The organism is Proteus sp. FME41 (assembly GCF_014897315.1).
Taxonomy (GTDB): domain Bacteria; phylum Pseudomonadota; class Gammaproteobacteria; order Enterobacterales; family Enterobacteriaceae; genus Proteus.
Window position 1 is genome coordinate 33,984 of the sequence record NZ_JABUYL010000011.1, and the last position, 16,657, is coordinate 50,640.

The 16,657-nt window shown below is 37.7% G+C and carries 12 protein-coding genes; 6 read left to right on the forward strand and 6 right to left on the reverse strand.

Translation table 11 applies throughout. The annotated features are described in order from the left end of the window. The first annotated feature begins 291 nt into the window (after window positions 1–291). The 4 genes from tkt (at window position 292) to fbaA (ending at window position 5,957) form a co-directional block, all read left to right on the forward strand. Window positions 292–2,286, forward strand: coding sequence for a transketolase (gene tkt, locus INT04_RS11440; protein ID WP_193016262.1), 1,995 nt, complete (start codon window positions 292–294; stop codon window positions 2,284–2,286). A gap of 257 nt (window positions 2,287–2,543) precedes the next feature. Continuing rightward, a complete protein-coding gene (gene epd / locus INT04_RS11445) occupies window positions 2,544–3,563 on the forward strand; it encodes an erythrose-4-phosphate dehydrogenase (RefSeq protein WP_193016263.1) in 1,020 nt (339 codons plus the stop codon). Between the two features lie 87 nt (window positions 3,564–3,650). Next, complete coding sequence (pgk, locus tag INT04_RS11450; RefSeq protein WP_193016264.1) at window positions 3,651–4,814, forward strand: phosphoglycerate kinase; 1,164 nt, start codon at window positions 3,651–3,653, stop codon at window positions 4,812–4,814. Window positions 4,815–4,877: 63 nt separating this feature from the next. Further along, a complete protein-coding gene (gene fbaA / locus INT04_RS11455) occupies window positions 4,878–5,957 on the forward strand; it encodes a class II fructose-bisphosphate aldolase (protein WP_193016265.1) in 1,080 nt (359 codons plus the stop codon). Window positions 5,958–6,113: 156 nt separating this feature from the next. Here the strand turns inward: fbaA and dtpB are convergent, their stop codons facing one another. Both dtpB and hpaC read right to left on the reverse strand, forming a co-directional pair. Next, a complete protein-coding gene (dtpB, locus tag INT04_RS11460; RefSeq protein WP_193016266.1) occupies window positions 6,114–7,601 on the reverse strand; it encodes a dipeptide/tripeptide permease DtpB in 1,488 nt (495 codons plus the stop codon). Between the two features lie 597 nt (window positions 7,602–8,198). Beyond that, entirely contained in the window at window positions 8,199–8,717 is a 519-nt protein-coding gene (gene hpaC, locus INT04_RS11465; protein ID WP_193016267.1) for a 4-hydroxyphenylacetate 3-monooxygenase, reductase component, read from the reverse strand. A 594-nt stretch (window positions 8,718–9,311) separates the two neighbouring features. Here hpaC and hpaR point away from each other — a divergent pair. Further along, entirely contained in the window at window positions 9,312–9,749 is a 438-nt protein-coding gene (gene hpaR, locus INT04_RS11470) for a homoprotocatechuate degradation operon regulator HpaR (protein WP_193016268.1), read from the forward strand. Window positions 9,750–9,818: 69 nt separating this feature from the next. On the opposite strand, the gene betT is transcribed toward hpaR, so the two are convergent. Both betT and INT04_RS11480 read right to left on the reverse strand, forming a co-directional pair. Then, window positions 9,819–11,822, reverse strand: coding sequence for a choline BCCT transporter BetT (betT, locus tag INT04_RS11475; protein ID WP_193016269.1), 2,004 nt, complete (start codon window positions 11,820–11,822; stop codon window positions 9,819–9,821). 366 nt (window positions 11,823–12,188) lie between these two features. Beyond that, a complete protein-coding gene (locus tag INT04_RS11480; RefSeq protein WP_193016270.1) occupies window positions 12,189–12,824 on the reverse strand; it encodes a hypothetical protein in 636 nt (211 codons plus the stop codon). A 267-nt stretch (window positions 12,825–13,091) separates the two neighbouring features. On the opposite strand from INT04_RS11480, the gene INT04_RS11485 reads away from it, so the two are divergent. Beyond that, on the forward strand, window positions 13,092–13,766 hold the full coding sequence (locus INT04_RS11485; protein ID WP_193016271.1) for a DUF421 domain-containing protein: 675 nt from the start codon (window positions 13,092–13,094) through the stop codon (window positions 13,764–13,766). 105 nt (window positions 13,767–13,871) lie between these two features. Here the strand turns inward: INT04_RS11485 and rnz are convergent, their stop codons facing one another. Both rnz and rtcR read right to left on the reverse strand, forming a co-directional pair. Beyond that, window positions 13,872–14,789 carry a ribonuclease Z gene (gene rnz / locus INT04_RS11490; protein WP_193016272.1) on the reverse strand — a complete coding sequence of 306 codons (918 nt, stop codon included), beginning with the start codon at window positions 14,787–14,789 and terminating at the stop codon, window positions 13,872–13,874. 9 nt (window positions 14,790–14,798) lie between these two features. Then, window positions 14,799–16,391: an RNA repair transcriptional activator RtcR gene (gene rtcR, locus INT04_RS11495; RefSeq protein ID WP_193016273.1), complete on the reverse strand. Its 1,593-nt coding sequence runs from the start codon at window positions 16,389–16,391 to the stop codon at window positions 14,799–14,801. Window positions 16,392–16,657 lie beyond the last annotated feature (266 nt).

A 16,657-nucleotide genomic window follows, 5' to 3' on the forward strand; every position in this document is an offset into this window, starting at 1 on the left:
GATGGATAATTCAGCAATGAAATTTTATCTTGATTAGTCATATCAAGCTAAGGTTTAATAGCTCGCTTCTCGATTGCGCAAATTATTGTCTTTTCTTCTTTTTGTTGCGCAACAATGTGGTGATGTAATGTTATTTTCCGCTTTAAACGTAAAAAATGCTGTGCAAATCAAAGAATTATTGGTTCGAGCTTATTACGATATCCACCTTTGTGGATTTTTTATATTGCGGTTTTTTGTCCGCATTGAGAGAATCAGCTATCTAGATGCTTTTTATCCGACTTGGAGTAGAAAATGACCACTCGTAAAACCCTTGCTAATGCGATCCGTTTTTTAAGTATGGATGCTGTGCAAAAAGCGAAATCAGGACACCCTGGCGCCCCTATGGGTATGGCTGATATTGCAGAAGTATTATGGCGTGATTTTTTAAATCATAACCCGACTAATCCTAACTGGGCTGATCGTGACCGTTTCGTTTTATCTAATGGTCATGCTTCAATGCTGATTTACAGCTTACTGCACTTGTCTGGTTATCAAGTTTCTTTAGATGATCTGAAAAACTTTCGTCAATTACATTCTAAAACACCGGGTCACCCTGAATATGGCTATACCCCAGGTGTTGAAACAACAACGGGTCCTTTAGGTCAAGGTATTGCAAACGCTGTGGGTTTTGCAATTGCAGAACGTACATTAGCCGCTCAATTTAACCGTCCTGGTCACGACATTGTTGACCACTACACCTACGCCTTTATGGGTGATGGTTGTATGATGGAAGGTATCTCTCATGAAGTATGTTCTTTAGCGGGAACATTACAACTGGGCAAACTGATTGCATTTTATGATGACAATGGTATTTCTATTGATGGTCAAGTGCATGGTTGGTTTACTGATAATACAGCAGAACGTTTCGACGCTTACGGCTGGCATGTCATCAGTGGTATCGATGGTCACGATGCTGCAAGCATTAAAGCTGCTATTGAAGCCGCTAAACAAATCACAGATAAACCTTCACTGCTGATTTGTAAAACAACGATCGGTTTCGGTTCTCCTCATAAAGCAGGTACAGCTGATTCTCATGGTTCACCATTAGGTGATGCAGAAATCGCTGAAACCCGTAAAGCATTAGGCTGGGAATATGGCGCATTTGAAATTCCACAAGAAATTTACAAAGAGTGGGATGCCAAAGAAGCAGGTAAAGCAAAAGAAGCAACATGGGATGCCAAATTTGCAGCCTATGCAGCACAGTTCCCTGAGTTAGCAGCAGAATTTAAACGCCGTGTTTCTGGTGAATTACCTGCAAACTGGGAAAAAGATTCCAAAGCATTTATTGAAAATCTGCAACAAAACCCTTCAAGTATTGCGAGCCGTAAAGCGTCTCAAAATGCATTAGAAGCATTCGGTAAAGTATTACCTGAATTTATGGGAGGGTCTGCTGACTTAGCACCAAGTAACCTGACTCTATGGTCTGGTTCTAAAGCACTGAACGAAGATAAAGCGGGTAACTACATCCATTATGGTGTGCGTGAATTCGGTATGTCTGCCATCATGAACGGTATTGCATTACATGGTGGTTTTGTTCCTTACGGCGCAACATTCCTGATGTTTATGGAATATGCACGTAATGCCATACGTATGGCAGCACTGATGAAGATCCGCAGTATCTTTGTTTATACTCATGATTCTATCGGTCTGGGTGAAGATGGTCCAACTCACCAACCTGTTGAGCAAATGGCAAGCCTGCGTGTAACACCAAACGTGAGCACATGGCGCCCATGCGACCAAGTTGAGTCAGCGATTGCATGGAAATATGCAATTGATCGTAAAGATGGCCCAACAGCACTGATTTTCTCTCGTCAAAATCTTGCACAACAACCACGTACTCCTGAGCAACTGGCAAACGTTGAGAAGGGTGGCTACATCCTGAAAGATTGTGCGGGCACACCAGAGTTAATCTTTATCGCCACAGGATCCGAAGTTGAATTAGCGGTTAGCGCTTATGATCAACTGACTGCTGAAGGCCGTAAAGTACGTGTTGTTTCAATGCCAGCAACAGATGCATTTGATAAACAAGATGCCGATTACCGTGAAGCCGTATTACCGTCATCAGTAAAAGCACGTGTTGCAATTGAAGCAGGTATCGCTGATTACTGGTTTAAATATGTTGGTCTTGATGGTGCGATTGTTGGTATGCGTAGTTTCGGTGAATCTGCTCCTGCAAATGAATTATTTGCAGAGTTTGGTTTTACTGTCGAAAATGTGGTTACACAGGCAAAATCTTTACTTAAATAATCAATAAATGTTAACAAGAGCACATTTTTGGGAATAATTTCTCAGATGTGCTCTTTTTTTATCCTTCCATCTTTGTTTACTATTGCGATCTTCTCTCATTTCTCGTAATCTGATTATCAGTAAGCTGAACCGTTTCAGTTAGACCTAAAGTGTCGGTGATAGCACAATTCTTAGAATTACTTGATTTATCGTTGTTGATTAGTATCTTGCTCTATTATTCTAAGCGGTTGCAAATCACCAGTTATCAAGGAAGTCACATGACAATTAGAGTCGCTATTAACGGTTTTGGTCGTATAGGGCGTAATGTGTTAAGGGCGCTTTATGAATCAGGTAAACGAGCAGAAATAACAGTTGTTGCAATAAACGAATTGGCTGATGCACAAGGTATTGGGCATCTTCTCAAGTATGACTCCAGTCACGGACGTTTTGCTTGGGATGTACGAATTAATAACGATTTATTGCAAGTAGGTGATGATACTATTCGTCTATTTCATCACGCTGATATTACTGATTTACCTTGGGGTGAACTTGGTATTGATGTCGTACTTGATTGTAGTGGTGTTTATGGCTCTCGTGCCGATGGTGAAGCTCATATTGCACAAGGTGCAAAAAAAGTACTCTTTTCTCATCCTGGTACAACTGATTTAGATGCAACTGTCGTTTTTGGTGTGAATCAACACGAACTTAAAAAAGAGCACCTAATTGTTTCAAACGCATCTTGTACAACAAATTGTATTATTCCTATCATTAAAATGATGGATGACGCGTTTAATATAGAATCAGGAACAGTAACAACAATCCATGCAGCCATGAACGATCAACCCGTGATTGATGCATATCATAAGGATTTACGCCGTACTCGTGCTGCAGGACAATCTATCATTCCTGTTGATACTAAGTTGGCTGCAGGAATTACTCGAATTTTTCCGAAATTTAAAGATCATTTTGAGGCAATTTCTGTACGAGTTCCTACAATTAATGTGACGGCAATTGATTTAAGTGTCACTGTAAAAACTGCTGTAAATGTGTTAGATGTCAATCGGTTAATTCAAAAATCAGCAACTGATGCATTTCGTGGTATAGTGGATTACACAGAATTGCCATTAGTCTCAACTGATTTTAACCACGACCCTCATAGTGCTATCGTTGATGGCACACAGACAAGAGTCAGTGGGCAACACCTGATTAAAACTTTAGTCTGGTGTGATAATGAATGGGGCTTTGCTAACAGAATGCTTGATACTACGTTAGCAATGGCTGCAACTGGTTTTAAATAATCATGTTTTAATGACGGTGTCGCGTAAAAATACAAGGCACTGAACAGAAGATTACTAAATTTTAGAGAATCAATGAGAGGATTCATCATGTCTGTAATTAAGATGACCGATTTAGACCTAGCGGGTAAACGAGTTCTTATCCGTGCTGACCTGAACGTTCCAGTTAAAGAGGGTAAAGTCACTTCAGATGCGCGTATTCGTGCTTCTTTACCTACAATTGAAGCCGCGTTAAAACAAGGCGCTAAAGTGATGGTAACTTCTCACTTAGGCCGTCCGACTGAAGGTGAGTACAACGAAGAGTTCTCTTTAAAACCAGTTGTTGACTATCTGAAAGAAAAATTATCAGCACCAGTAAGTCTTGCTAAAGACTATTTAAATGGTGTTGAAGTTAATGCAGGCGAATTAGTTGTTCTTGAAAACGTTCGTTTTAACAAAGGCGAAAAGAAAGACGACGAAACGTTGTCTAAACAATACGCTGCATTATGTGATGTATTTGTAATGGATGCATTCGGTACGGCTCACCGTGCGCAAGCATCAACACATGGTGTCGCTAAATTTGCACAAATTGCTTGTGCAGGTCCTCTGTTATCAGCAGAACTTGAAGCATTAGGTAAAGCATTAGATAAACCAGCACGTCCAATGGTGGCAATTGTTGGTGGTTCTAAAGTTTCAACTAAATTGACTGTATTAGATTCTTTATCAAAAATCGCTGACCAATTAATCGTTGGTGGTGGTATCGCAAATACCTTTATTGCAGCAGAAGGCCATCCAGTAGGGCGCTCTTTATATGAAGCTGACCTTGTTGATGATGCTAAAAAACTGATGGAAAAATGCGATATTCCAGTACCTAGTGATGTTCGTGTTGCGACCGAATTCTCTGAAACAGCAGACGCTGTATTGAAATCAGCAAGTGACATCAAAGATGATGAACAAGTGTTGGATATCGGTGATGTAACGGCTGAACGCTTAGCTGAAATTTTGAAAAGTGCGAAAACTATCCTGTGGAATGGTCCAGTCGGTGTGTTTGAATTCCCTAACTTCCGTAAAGGTACTGAAATCATTGCTAAAGCAATTGCTGATAGCGATGCATTCTCTATCGCGGGTGGTGGTGATACGCTGGCAGCTATTGATTTATTTGATATCGCAGACAAAATCTCTTACATTTCAACTGGTGGTGGTGCTTTCTTAGAATTCGTTGAAGGCAAAAAACTTCCTGCTGTTGCAATGTTAGAAGAACGCGCTAAACAGTAATTAAGCCAGCTCATACAGGTAGAAAGTTATTTTCTACCTGTTCTAAATATAGGATCTTATTACATGTCTAAAGTTTTTGATTTCGTGAAACCAGGTGTCATCACGGGTGATGATGTACAAAAAGTCTTTGCAGTAGCAAAAGAAAATAAATTTGCTCTGCCTGCGGTTAACTGTGTAGGTACTGACTCAATTAATGCTGTGCTAGAAGCGGCTGCGAAAGTTCGTTCTCCTGTTATTGTACAGTTCTCTAACGGCGGTGCTGCATTTATCGCAGGTAAAGGTCTTAAATCTGATGTACCACAGCAGGCTGCTATTTTAGGCGCAATTTCTGGTGCTAATCATGTGCATCAAATGGCTGAACACTATGGTGTTCCGGTTATTTTGCATACCGACCATTGTGCTAAAAAATTATTACCATGGATTGATGGTCTGTTAGATGCGGGTGAAAAACACTATGCTAAAACAGGTAAACCACTGTTCTCTTCTCACATGATTGACTTATCTGAAGAATCATTAGAAGAAAATATTGAAATCTGTGCTAAATATTTAGCACGTATGGCTAAAATCGATATGACGTTAGAAATCGAACTAGGCTGTACTGGTGGTGAAGAAGACGGTGTTGATAACACGGGTATGGACAGTTCTGCACTTTATACTCAACCAGAAGACGTTGCATACGCATACGAAAAACTGAATGCTGTTAGCCCTCGTTTCACTATCGCAGCATCATTTGGTAACGTGCATGGTGTTTATAAACCCGGTAATGTTCAATTAACGCCAAAAATTCTGCGTAACTCACAAGACTATGTATCAGAAAAATTCAATCTGCCACACAATAGCTTAGATTTCGTTTTCCACGGCGGTTCAGGTTCTTCTGCTGAAGAAATCAAAGAAGCGGTAGGTTATGGTGTTATCAAAATGAATATCGATACAGATACTCAGTGGGCAACTTGGGATGGTATCTTACAGTTCTACAAAAAGAACGAAGGTTATTTGCAAGGCCAATTAGGTAATCCAGAAGGTGCTGATAAACCTAATAAGAAATACTACGATCCACGTAACTGGTTACGTCATTCACAATCATCAATGGTTGTTCGTTTAGAACAAGCATTTAAAGAACTGAATGCAATTGATGTTCTGTAATTCATTCTTTCTTTGATATGAAATTAAACCCGCTTATTTGGCGGGTTTTTTGTGTCTGGTAAATAGGGAATGAATAGAATTATTACACCCATAATAAAAGCGCCTATATAAAAAATGAATAGGCGCTTAAAATTAAACAAAGTAATACTTGAAAGATTATCCTGCGACTTTAGCGCCGCGACTTTCTTCTTTTATCATTCGGTTAAGTAACGGTACAGTTGCCCACATAACCAGCCCCACAATTAAGGTCGCTATCCCAATTTTACCAAATACATCTGTATAAATAGGTAAGGTTTGCAGTGGATCGGTAATACCTTCAGGCGCCGCAGTGAAGGTTGCAACATAGCCTCCCAATAGATAAGCCGTTGCCTGAGTTAAGAACCACATACCTAGAATAAAGCCCATCATATATTGCGGTACGAAAGCTGCGACCATTGCTAAGCCTAGCGCACTGATCATCAACTCACCTAAGCTCTGAAATAAATAAACCAGAACAATAAACCAAGGTGATGTTAATCCTTGAGCATCGGCAAACCACATGCCAGATGCGGCCGCTGTAAGGAATCCTAATGAGCACAAAAGCATACCTGCGGTAAACTTCGCTGGCATTGAGAAGTCTTTACCTTTCGCGCCTAAACGGCTATATGCGATAGCTAAGATTGGGCTAGCAACAATAATCCAGAATGGATTTAGTGCTTGGAAACTAACAGGGTGAATATCAAAGCCCAATAAATTATGATGAACGTTATGTATAGCAAAGAAGTTCAGCGAGGTTGGCATTTGTGCATACAGGATGTAGAAAATAACGGCTTCTAACATCAGAACAAATGCAACATACATTTTATTACGTGCAACTCTGTCTTTTTGCTTAAAGGCTTCACGAAAATAAATAAAGACAACAATGATGGATAAGCTAACTAAAACAATATTAGCAATCATCACATTATGCAGTAGCCATGCACAAGCAAATACCATTGCGACAGAGCCCGCAATGACTAAGAATAATTTGTTGTAATTTATCGGTAAATGGTCGGGTTCAGAACCAATATTTGCAACCATTTTACGGCAGAAGAAATACACTAATAAGGCAATAATTAAACCAATACCACAAATATTATAAGTTAGGCCATATCCATAATGATCGGCAAGCACTGGTGCAATAGATAATGAAATTAATGAGCCGACATTGATCGACATATAAAATAATGTAAAGGCACCATCAAGACGGGGATCTTTAGGGGGATAGCATTTTGCTAATAAGCTTGCAGGGTTAGCTTTAAATAAACCGTTACCTACTGCGATAGTCCCTAATGCATAGAAAATTAAATTAGGGTACATAATTGACATACCCGTCATGAAATAACCGATAGCCAAGACTATTGCACCCAAAACAATAGTTCGTTTTGTTCCTAATAAGTGGTCACCAACATAACCACCAATAGAAATAAGCCCATAAACCAGTGCAGAGAATGCACCAAAAGTAATGAAAGCTTGTTCTTGAGAGAATCCGAGTTTACTAACAAAATAAACGGCAAGAATACCCTGTACGCCGTAGTAACCAAAACGTTCCCACAATTCTACAAAGAAAATCATAAAGAATGGTTTAGGCTGTTGTAATAAACCGACTTGAGCGGGTTTATCCATATCTGTAATGCCCCTAATTATTATTTATTTTCAACAACGATGTTATTTACTCAAATTTATGAGAGATGTTACATGGTGGTAACATTATCTGCCGTATTTAGAGTGATGTTTGCAAATTTAAGAAGGTAATCAGCAAGTCGAGTAGACTAATATATTGATGGAATGACTTCTCAAAGGTTGATCACACTGTAGGGAAGATTAATACCAGATTGAAAAAAATATTCATTAGTTTATTTTCAAATAAAGTCATTTAATTGATCTTTGGTATAAATAATAATCAATAAGATAATTATTTGCTTATATTTTAATCTGATTAAATTAAATAAAAATGAGGAATAAAATTGAAAAGAAAATATTCTTAATTATGTGACTGATTGATTCTAGAAAGAAATTTTTCGCTATAATTAAAATATGTTCTCTTATAACAAACAGATGTTAATAAATCTTTAATAAAGACCAAAAGAATCGGTAATGTCATTTGATAAAATAATTATTCATTTAATATAAATAATTATTTAATTTTTTGAGATGATAATTATCAATAAAAACGCGCTTATTAAAAGTGCGTTTTTATTTTGAGTTAAATATTATCAAGATTTAAGCGGGGGTTGATAGCCATTCATTTTTAACAGAGTGGAAACGACGTTTGAAATAAATCAAGCCATCCCCATCTTCACGCACTGCAATATTTTTAATTTCAGCCATATAAACAAAATGAGTACCAACTTGGCGAACATCATAAATATCGCCTTCTAGGCAAGCGAGTGCATTGGTTAGTACAGGTTGTTGTAATTGCCCGTTTTGCCACCCTGGTTGGGTAAAACGATCTGCCATTGCAAGTCCTGTCATTCCAGCAAAATGGCAAGCCATTTCTTCTTGTTCATGATTTAAGATATTGATACTTAATTTTCCATTTTCTTGAAAAATGGTATTCATTTGACTTTTACTATTGATGCAAACCATTACTGTTGGTGGATTATCAGTCACTGAACATACCGCTGTTGCCGTTAAACCACAGCATCCTGCATCACCATTTGTGGCGACGATATTGACCGCAGCACCTAAACTTGCCATTGCATCTCGAAAAAGTGGGTTAGCCTGTTTTTCCTCAGACATTTTCTACTCCTACTGCCAGACTTCTCGTCTGTGGGCGTCTTCACTTAAAATAATAATGAGTTAAGGTAATCCAAATACTCCTTAACTACTTCGCTTAACAAAGTTGTTATGAACTTGCTGGTTTCTTTGTCGCGTGAGTTTAAAGCCGTAACGCTACCGCGCATAAACAAAGATAGCAATCTTTCTTTGTTACAATTTGTTAACTTTATCTCAAAAAGCCGTGAGACAACCTTATCGCTAAAGAACATTATTGCCTAATTTATAGCAAAGGTAATAGGCAAATTAAGCGACTTTTTTCGATTGAAAAGGGGATAACACAATTTGTCAATTCACGATAATTGCGTATAGGTCAAAAGGTTGTGAAAATTACGCTTGGCATAAATAAAGTGCAAGAGTGATAAATTGCACAAAGAGAATAAAATTGCAGAAATTGAGTCAACTTTATTTATTTGTTAATATGAATAATTGTAACAAATAGTCTATTCTTAGAATATAGTCATTTTACAAACCATAAACAGCGGTACTTTTTCACTGCCTATATTGAGTGATGTTTCATCATTTCACCTATAACACCATATAAAGAGCTTTTTGATTATGCATGAATCATTAACTATCGCGCTACTGCAAGCTCGGGAATCTGCGATGGGGTTTTTTCGACCTGTTCTTAAAGAGCATAATCTGACAGAACAGCAGTGGCGGATTATTCGAGTCCTTGCGGATAAGCGGTCTATCGATTTTCATGAATTAGCACAAAAATCGTGTATTCTTCGACCCAGTTTAACAGGTATTTTGATTAGAATGGAAAGAGACGAGCTGATTTGTCGCTTAAAACCCGTCAGTGACCAACGTAAGCTTTTTGTGTCACTGTCTGCCAATGGGCAAAGTTTATACGATAAAATTCAGCCTAAAATTGAAGAAGGCTACCAATTACTTGAGCAAAAATTTTCAACTGAAAAATTACAACGTCTATCTGGATTATTAAAAGAACTGATTGCGTTAAATCCTGATGATGAAGAACCTTCAGAAAAATAAGTCGCTTTGGTCATCAATAAAAAAGGAGATGCTTGTGCATCTCCTTTTACTGTTATGACATAGATAATATTACTGTTTACCTAGCACATGTAAGAAGTGGATGTGTTTTTCATACTGATCAAGAATATCGTGAATGATTTGCTCTTTCGTCCAACCCATTACATCGTAATCTTGTCCACCTTCTTTTAAGTGGATCTCAGCGCGATAATATTTATGTTCTTCGTCTCTTTCTTCATCACTAAGCCCTGCCAAAGCAAAAGCGGGTTGGGTATAAAAACGTAAACGAACTTCATAGAAGAAATTCATGTCGTCTCCTAAATCAACCTCAAAACCAATGCGGTCATCTTCTTCATGATGGATATAGCATTGAGTGGCTTGCTTACTTAACTCAGTAGAGACCAGTTCCATTGAAGGTTGAATAACCTCATCCATAAAACGTTTTACATGAGAACGTTTTGGAAAATAGGCAATATTTCTTAAACGACGTTGCCATGGGATGGGATTACGGCTAGCAGGGGGAGCGATCGTCGTTAATTGCTGACTATCACGTTTATAAACATCAACACGTAATGCTTTTATTAGCCCATAAATAGACGCAAGCAATACCATTGAGAAAGGTAATGCACTCGCTATTGTCACCGTTTGCAGTGCGGTTAAGCCCCCAGCTAATAACAAGGTGATTGCTGAAATTCCCATTAATGCAGCCCAGAAAATACGTTGCCACACCGGGGTTTCGCTATCTCCGCCTGAAGCTAAAGTATCAACAACCATTGCACCTGAATCTGCAGATGTGACAAAGAAAACAATCACCATCAACATCGCGAAAAAAGATAAAACAGATGAAAATGGAAAATAATTTAAGAATTCAAATAAAGCTAAAGAAACATCTTGTTGCACGACGTTGGCCAGTGCTTCAGCGCCTTTATCTTTAATTAAATGGATTGCAGTGTTACCAAAAACGGTCATCCAAAGTAAGGTAAAGCCTGCAGGAACAAACAGTACGCCGATAACAAACTCTCGAATAGTACGACCGCGCGAAATACGGGCAATAAACATTCCTACAAAGGGAGACCATGACAGCCACCATCCCCAATAAAGCAGTGTCCATCCCCCTAACCAATCGCTAGATTTTGGCTCATAAGCATAAAGATTAAAGGTTTTACTGACAATTTCGGATAGATAACCCCCTGTATTTTCAACAAATGACTTCAATATCAATACAGTTGGTCCAAGGATAATGACTAATAAAAGGAGAACAACCGCCAATCCTAGATTAAGTTCGGATAAGAATCGGATCCCTTTTTCTAGTCCTGAAACAACAGAAATAGTTGCAAGTCCTGTTATTACAACAATCAAGATAACTTGAATAGTTGAATTAATAGGAATATCAAAAAGGTGATTTAAACCGGCGTTAACTTGTAAAACACCAAAGCCAAGTGAGGTTGCGACACCAAAAACGGTTCCTACGACAGCAAAAATATCAACAGCATGACCAATTGGGCCATGTATGCGATCGCCTATAATAGGGTAAAGTGCTGAACGCAGTGTTAATGGCAAACCATGACGATAAGAGAAGAATGCTAAAATTAATGCCACAATGGCGTAAATTGCCCACGCATGTAATCCCCAGTGGAAAAAGGTTAATCGCATGGCTTCTTTAGCGGCTTCTATCGTTTGTGCTTCACCCGTTGGGGGCATAAGGTAATGCATTACAGGTTCAGCAACACCGAAGAACATTAATCCAATTCCCATACCTGCTGAAAAAAGCATAGCAAACCAAGCAAAATAGCTAAAGTGAGGGCGTGCATGGTCGGGGCCTAACTTGATCTGACCAAAGCGGGAGAATCCCAAATAAGTCACACTCAGCAAAACCAATGCTACGGCTAGAATGTAAAACCAACTCGCATTAGTGAAGAGGTTTTCCTGAAGGCGACCTAATTTATCATTAGCAAGCTCTGGAAATAGTGCAGAAAATCCAACGATAAATAAAATGAGTAGTGCTGATGTATAAAAAACGGGAGGATTAATTTTTATCCTAACTTTTTGAGGCGTTATATCGTTTTGTTGACTCATAGCTAACCTATTTTTTGTTATTTTCTTAGAAAGAGACTTTTTCGCTATCAACTTTCTGATTGTATCTATAACCAGAAAAGAAAAGTTCATAAGAAAATTTGAATAAAGCACCAAATAAGTGAGGTGTTTTATAAAAGAGCGGAAGTCAATTATTTTTTCCGCAAGATGAAGAAAATTATCATTAAATCAATTTGTTACTATTGTTTTATTGTAGGTGCCTTCACCCATCAATAGGTTTCTCCTGTTGAAAAAAGGAGAACATGGTTACATTTTTTGCTTAATCGATCAACCTTAGGCTTTTTTTTGCACAAAAAAAGCCAGTAAAATTTTACTGGCTTTTGTATCATCAAAAATTCTGAAATCAGATTATTTATTTTCAGCTTTTAAATTATCAATTTTTTGTTTAGCTTGATCGGTTAATTGATCTGCTTTATCAAGCGCTTTATTTTCAGTATCTTGAGCTTGCTGTTTAACATCATCGCTTGTTTTTGATGCATCACTTTTTAATTGATCAACTTTGCTATCGGCTTCTTGCATTAAGTTATCTGCAGTTTTGCTCGCATCTTGTTTTAGCTCTGCGGCTTTTTCAGATAATTTATTACTTTCTGCACTTAAACTTTGCTTAATCTCTTCTGCTTTTGCAGCACTGGCATCTTTTAATTCATCTGTTTTTTGAGAGATGCTTTCTTTCAAGGCATCTGTTTTTTCATCTGCTTGTGCTTTTAATTCTGCAGTTTTTTGCTCAGCTTTATCTTTTAGCTCTTGAGCTTGTTGTGTCAATTCATCGGCTTTGGCAGAAGCGTCTTCTTTCAAATCAGCGGCTTTTTCTTTGGCTTGATTAGTTAACTCTGTTGCTTTATCTTGCGCGGTTTCCGTTACTTGGGTCGCGGTTTCTTTTGCTTTATCAAGTCCTTCATCAACTTTTTTAGATGAATCATCACAACCTGCTGTAATGGTAACAAGACCCGCTAGAACCAATGAAGTAAGTAGTTTTTTATTCATTTTTTTCTCCAAAATGTATGTTCAAAAACAATTCGGTGATATCCCGCATAAGAAGTAGAAAAGGCGAGAAGCTATTACGTTGAGAGTAAGAGATTACCGTCAAACTATCGTAATAAGTATAGTGTGAGTCTTAAAATCAACAAACCTAAGTATATTAAGTGTTTTTTCTTAGTCAAATATCATGAAAAATAATTTGAATTTTTATCAAGGTAGGGTTTTCTGCTTTATAATAATGAAAGCAGATATTATTGGAAATGTGAGAGACAAATGGAATATTACTTTCTGGTTGTTATTAAATTTATTATTGGTTTTACTATCATATTAGTTCATATGAATTTATCAGGAAAAACACAGCTTTCCCAATTCACTCCTATTGATTTTATTGGTAATTTTGTGCTTGGTGGCATTATGGGTGGGGTAATTTATACCGATGCTATTCCACTTTATCAATATATTATTGTTTTTTTAATTGGTGTAAGTTTTATCTCTTTACTTAATTATATTAGCAAGCGATTCAATTTTTTCCGTGCTGTTACCATTGGTAATCCGATCCCTATAATAAAGAAGGGCGAGTTTATTATGGAAAATATTATGGAAAAGAAGAACAAAATAGATATTCTCAATATTACCTCTCGTCTTCATGCACAAGGTATTCATTCGTTTCAGGAAGTCAATTACGCACAAATTGAGCCAGATGGACAAATCACCGTAGTGTGTGATGGTGCTAAAATGCCATCATTAATTGTGATGAAAGAGGGCGTTATCCGTACTTCAGAATTAGTGCAGATAGAAAAAGATGAAGCATGGTTACAAGAAGAAATGGAAAATCAGCATATAGATAAACCTGAAGATGTCTTCTTGGCTGAGTTTTGGGATGGTAAAGTTAACTTTATTTTGCAGGATGGCAAAATAAAGCGCACCACAATCTTAAAAGACAATTAAAAAGTATAAATTGATAGTTAGGTTATTTGTTGATAGTGATAGCATTGTTTACAGGTTCAATGGCGACGTTATGCCGCCATTGTTATCGAGAAAGAGTACCGATTATTACAACTTAAATACTGCAAAATCAGTGGCCATTTCAGTGTGACTAAAGACTTGCTGGCATTCATTCAATAAATCAGCACAATCTTCTGGCAAATAGCGACTACTGATATGGGTAATAATCAGTTTTTTAACGTTAGCATCTTTTGCTAGTTGTGCCGCTTGTACTGTTGTTGAATGGCCTCGACTATTTGCTTGCTCTGCCATTTCATGTTTAAACGTTGCTTCATGCACTATTACATCTGCGTTATCAGCCAGCTTTAATGCATTTGGTGTCGGTTGCGTATCACCAAAAATGGCAATGCAACGGCCTTCAATTTCAGGGCCAATATATTCTTTGCCATCAATTTTTCGCCCATCGGGTAATGTAATGGTTTTACCTTGTTTTAAGCCTTGTAGCCAAGGGCCCGCAGGAATATTTTCCGTTTTTAGTTTCTCGGCATCTAATTTACCCAAGCTATTTTCTTCTTCTAAACGGTAACCCAAACAAGGTACTGGATGAGAAAGTGCTTCACAACTGACTTTCATACCTTCTTCTTCGAAAAGAAAGCCTGTTTCCTCTATTTCCACGATATTAATCGGGTAAGTTAAATAAGATTGGCTTAAGGTCAGTGCAGTCTCTATAAAAGTTTTGATACCCGTAGGGCCATATACCGTTAAGAGAGTTTCAGTTCCCCCCATAGAACGGCTACAGAGTAATCCCGGCAAACCAAAGAGATGATCACCGTGTAAATGAGTAATAAAGATTTTATTTACACGCGGTAATTTCACTCGAGTATGTAATATTTGATGTTGTGTGGCTTCACCACAATCAAACATCCACATGCTTTTTTGTTTATTTTGTAAATCAAGCACCATACTTGTGACGTTACGATCCTTAGAAGGAACACCTGCATTAGTACCTAAAAAAGTGAGCTCCATAATGAAATATTATTCTCCATGTTGAATTTGTTCCCAGCTTAAGCCAAATTTCGCAAGGTATTTGCGTAAGCGATCGGCATCGTTGGGTTGTTTTTTATTTTGTCTTGATACTGCGAAAAGTTTTCTACCGGCTTCTGAGAGTGTTGATGATTGCTGGCACGTTTTGATAACTGTATTGAGTTGGCTAAGATCGAAAAGATCAATATCAGCACTGTTTAATAAAGAAGAGGAGGTTATTCCCCAACTTTGTTTTAAACGGTTAATTTCTTCATCAACAAGAGAAAGGGTAATACGACCATTTTCGGCAAGTGTAGCCATTCGCGTTATACTAGCACTAAGTTCACGGAAATTGCCACGCCATAATGCCTGTTCAGATATTGCAAACCGAATATAGTGTGATTTTGCATCTGAATTAAAGCGGATCGCCTTTTGATAAAGTGTTGCAAAGTGATGCAATTCATAATCGATGTTAGGCTCAATATCCTCTTTACGATCCGCTAATCCTGGCAGAGAAAAAGCCCACATATTGATCCTTGCATAAAGATCTTCACGAAAAAGCCCTTTTTGAATTTGCTTATCCATATCCCGATGAGTACCTGCAATTAATTGAAAATCGCTTTGTACTTCAGTATCTGAACCATAAGGATAAAACGATTTTTCTTCTATGGCTTTCAGCAACATCGCTTGTTCATCAAGTCCTAACTCTGCAATTTCATCCAGAAATAAAATTCCTTTATCGGCTTCTCGTAGTAAACCTTGTCTGGCTTGTAATGCGCCTGTAAATGCCCCTTTAACATGCCCAAATAAGGTAGACATCGCATTGTCACCACGTAAAGTGGCACAGTTAACAGCAATAAATCGACCTTTTACAAAATGACGAGATTGCCGTAATTCATAAATACGCTGGGCAAGAAATGATTTACCGGCTCCTGTTGGTCCTGTTAATAAGATAGGAGCAAAAGAGCGTAATGCGACACGTTCAATTTGAGCGATTAACGTATTAAAGCGTTCATTACGTGTGGCAATTCCTGATTTTAAGAAAGAAAGTGATTCATTATGGTAGTGCTCAAATCGGCTCGTTAATTTGGTATAACGACTTAAATCAAGGTCAATCACCGCATAACTGCCCGTTGCTGATTGCACTGTTTTGATGCCGTCTTCATTTTCTATTTTAGAAGAAGGAGAGGTTTGTAATAGTTTTGCTGGCAAGTAATGCGCTTCTGTCAGTAAAAACCAACAAATTTGAGCGATATGTGTTCCTGTCGTGATATGCACATAATACTCTTCATTTTCGGTATCAAAAGGATAATTCACAGCAAAATCAAGAAAGTGGCTGTACACCTCTTCGAGATCCCAAGGGTCATGAATATCAATTTCGTAAGGTAGTACTTCAGTATCTGGTGAGACAGTATGAATATCTTCTGTAATGTTAGACGCCAACATTGAGTCATTAGGCTGGTGGATCATGACTAATCGGCTAACAGGAAAATCCTTTTGATGACAAATGGAAATTGTTGGGCGCCATGAGTTCCACCTTTTATGGTTTTTACCTCGTTTATCTAATGTTGTGCCTAAAACACCAATTACCACTTTACGTTTCATTAAGTTATCCCTACCTATCTTTATTTATATTTATAACCATATAGATAAAAAGATAGGTTTTTATCGTTTTTAATTCAACGGCTAAATATTTAAAAATCACATGAAAAATATTTTTATAAATAAAAACAATGAATTAAACGTATTTTTTACGAATTTAAAAAACTTGGCACGATCTTCGCAATATTATTAATGTCTTGAGCAGATTTTAAATCTGGTAGGCACATAAAGAACACTCTGTGGTGTTATCTAAATGTGTTCCTCCACAT

Excerpts from the sequence above, each read along its gene's own strand:
- tkt (WP_193016262.1), top strand. The coding sequence starts at position 292 with ATGACCACTCGTAAAACCCTTGCTAATGCGATCCGTTTTTTAAGTATG.
- epd (WP_193016263.1), top strand. The coding sequence starts at position 2,544 with ATGACAATTAGAGTCGCTATTAACGGTTTTGGTCGTATAGGGCGTAAT.
- pgk (WP_193016264.1), top strand. The coding sequence starts at position 3,651 with ATGTCTGTAATTAAGATGACCGATTTAGACCTAGCGGGTAAACGAGTT.
- fbaA (WP_193016265.1), top strand. The coding sequence starts at position 4,878 with ATGTCTAAAGTTTTTGATTTCGTGAAACCAGGTGTCATCACGGGTGAT.
- dtpB (WP_193016266.1), bottom strand. The coding sequence starts at position 7,601 with ATGGATAAACCCGCTCAAGTCGGTTTATTACAACAGCCTAAACCATTC.
- hpaC (WP_193016267.1), bottom strand. The coding sequence starts at position 8,717 with ATGTCTGAGGAAAAACAGGCTAACCCACTTTTTCGAGATGCAATGGCA.
- hpaR (WP_193016268.1), top strand. The coding sequence starts at position 9,312 with ATGCATGAATCATTAACTATCGCGCTACTGCAAGCTCGGGAATCTGCG.
- betT (WP_193016269.1), bottom strand. The coding sequence starts at position 11,822 with ATGAGTCAACAAAACGATATAACGCCTCAAAAAGTTAGGATAAAAATT.
- INT04_RS11480 (WP_193016270.1), bottom strand. The coding sequence starts at position 12,824 with ATGAATAAAAAACTACTTACTTCATTGGTTCTAGCGGGTCTTGTTACC.
- INT04_RS11485 (WP_193016271.1), top strand. The coding sequence starts at position 13,092 with ATGGAATATTACTTTCTGGTTGTTATTAAATTTATTATTGGTTTTACT.
- rnz (WP_193016272.1), bottom strand. The coding sequence starts at position 14,789 with ATGGAGCTCACTTTTTTAGGTACTAATGCAGGTGTTCCTTCTAAGGAT.
- rtcR (WP_193016273.1), bottom strand. The coding sequence starts at position 16,391 with ATGAAACGTAAAGTGGTAATTGGTGTTTTAGGCACAACATTAGATAAA.